The following is a 1,722-nucleotide window of genomic DNA, read 5'->3' on the forward strand; positions in this document are numbered from 1 at the left end:
ATCATGAAAAATCTCTTCGGTCAGGACCGCGATCTTGCGGATCGGGAATTCAGGCATGGGCAGTTTCCTTCGCTTTGTGCTTGTTGGGCGCGGCAAGCGCCACCGAACCACTGATGCGGGTCTCGCCGGCAAGGAACAGCGCCGAGGCCGATATCAGGCCGCGCCGGCGAAAATCTTCTGCGACGGCAAGCCCGTTGTCCAGCGCCCGCGCCACTTCGCCCGGCGAAAGCGTCCCGACGCCCTGCGTCACCAGCCGGTCGCCGAGATCGCTGTCAGGCACAATATCGCGAGCATGCACGCGCTCGATCGCACGGTGACCGGGCAGGTCGACGGCATTGGCGATGAGGGTCGCCGCGGCATCGGCTTCGGCGCCGGTGCGCGCCAGTACGGTGACAGCGTCGGCAATTCCCAGCGAAAACGAGCGGCCGCGCCAGCCGCTGGTCGCGACACCGCGTACGCCATCTTCGGCATGAATGGCGATGCGGTCGGCAAGGCCATGCCCGGTGCCGGCTATGGCCAGGGTCATCGACTGCCCCGAGCCGAGATGGAGGGCGCTGTCGCCGCCATTGTTGACATAGGCGCGATCGAGCCTTCGCCCGGCAAGCAGTGCACCAAGCATTTCGTCGGCTACCGAGCCGGCGACGGCCGCCATCGGCGTGATGAACATTTGCGCCAGCGGCGCCACCGCCGCCTCCATGCGGCGCGCGGTCGGCCCGGCAAAGGCGCGAGGGCGCAAGGCGGCCGGGCGGCGCAGCTCCGGAAGCTCCTCAACCAGTTCCGCCAGGATGGTCTGGAACCGCGCGACGGCCTGACTGTAAGCAGCGCGGCATTCGCCCTCCTCGCCAAAGGTCTCGACGACAAGGTCGATCGGCCCATGGTTGAGGTGAAGCCGCCTGCCGTCGGCGAGCCAATGCGCCTGCGGGCCGGTCATCATCCGGCCCCGTTCGCAGCGGCACGCCGCAGCTGCGCCAGCGGCGGCCATGGGTTGTTGACGGCGGCGCCGGCGCCACGGCGCGGATTGAGGTACTCGCCGCCCCTGGCGAGGATGTCCTCGACGCTGCGGATCTCTGCCTCGTAGCCGCCCAGCCTGACATAGTCGTCGCGGCGCAAGGTGAATTCGATCGGCGCCACCAGCGCCGGCGTCGGCACATAGCCGAAGGCACCTTCAGGCACGCGGGTGACGTCGACCATCAGCGTGATGCCGCCGCCCGGCCAGACATAGACCGGCGCGCCGCCCACTGTAACGTAGGTCCTCAGGCCCTGCACCGAGCGGGTGAGGTTGACCGGGTTCTCGGTGACGCCGGCGCGCAGCGAGCCGCCGGCGCCGCCGATGAACAGGACGGTGCAGAGTGCCGGCTCGCAATTGTCCTCGATCAGGCCGACAGATTTCTGCAGCCGCTCGGGGAACGGCTTTTCGACCGGCTTCAACTGATCGTCGAGCTCGTAGTAGGCGAACTGCTCGCCTGTGGTCGAGACCATCAGCAGCGACAGGCCCGGCCGCGCGCCCTTCTTGGCATTCCATTCACCGAGAATCGACAGCGGATCGGAGATGGTGGTGCCGCCCCAGCCGAGGCCTGGCTCCGACACCTTGAAATAGCGACCGGGCGTCGAGCGACGGCCGATGATCTTGATCCCGGTATCCTGCCAGCCCAGCACCTTGCCGGCCTGATGCTCCGAGACGACGCCGGTGATGTGGTCGTCGACTACCACCACCTCGTCGAC

The 1,722-nt window shown here is 67.7% G+C and carries 1 protein-coding gene and 1 pseudogene; both read right to left on the reverse strand.

The window, feature by feature from the left end:
* Positions 1–49: 49 nt before the first annotated feature.
* The gene (locus EN742_RS34105) at positions 50–931 is read right to left on the reverse strand and encodes a UPF0280 family protein (protein WP_126057008.1); all 882 of its coding nucleotides are present in this window, start codon (positions 929–931) and stop codon (positions 50–52) included.
* Positions 931–1,722, reverse strand: a pseudogene (locus tag EN742_RS34110) (6-hydroxynicotinate reductase); the annotation flags it as partial. The pseudogene EN742_RS34110 and the gene EN742_RS34105, both read right to left, overlap by 1 nt.

The organism is Mesorhizobium sp. M4A.F.Ca.ET.020.02.1.1 (assembly GCF_004022645.1).
In the GTDB taxonomy this organism is placed as follows: Bacteria; Pseudomonadota; Alphaproteobacteria; order Rhizobiales; family Rhizobiaceae; genus Mesorhizobium.

Coding starts and splice junctions, on each gene's coding strand:
- EN742_RS34105 (WP_126057008.1), bottom strand. CDS start 931: ATGACCGGCCCGCAGGCGCATTGGCTCGCCGACGGCAGGCGGCTTCAC.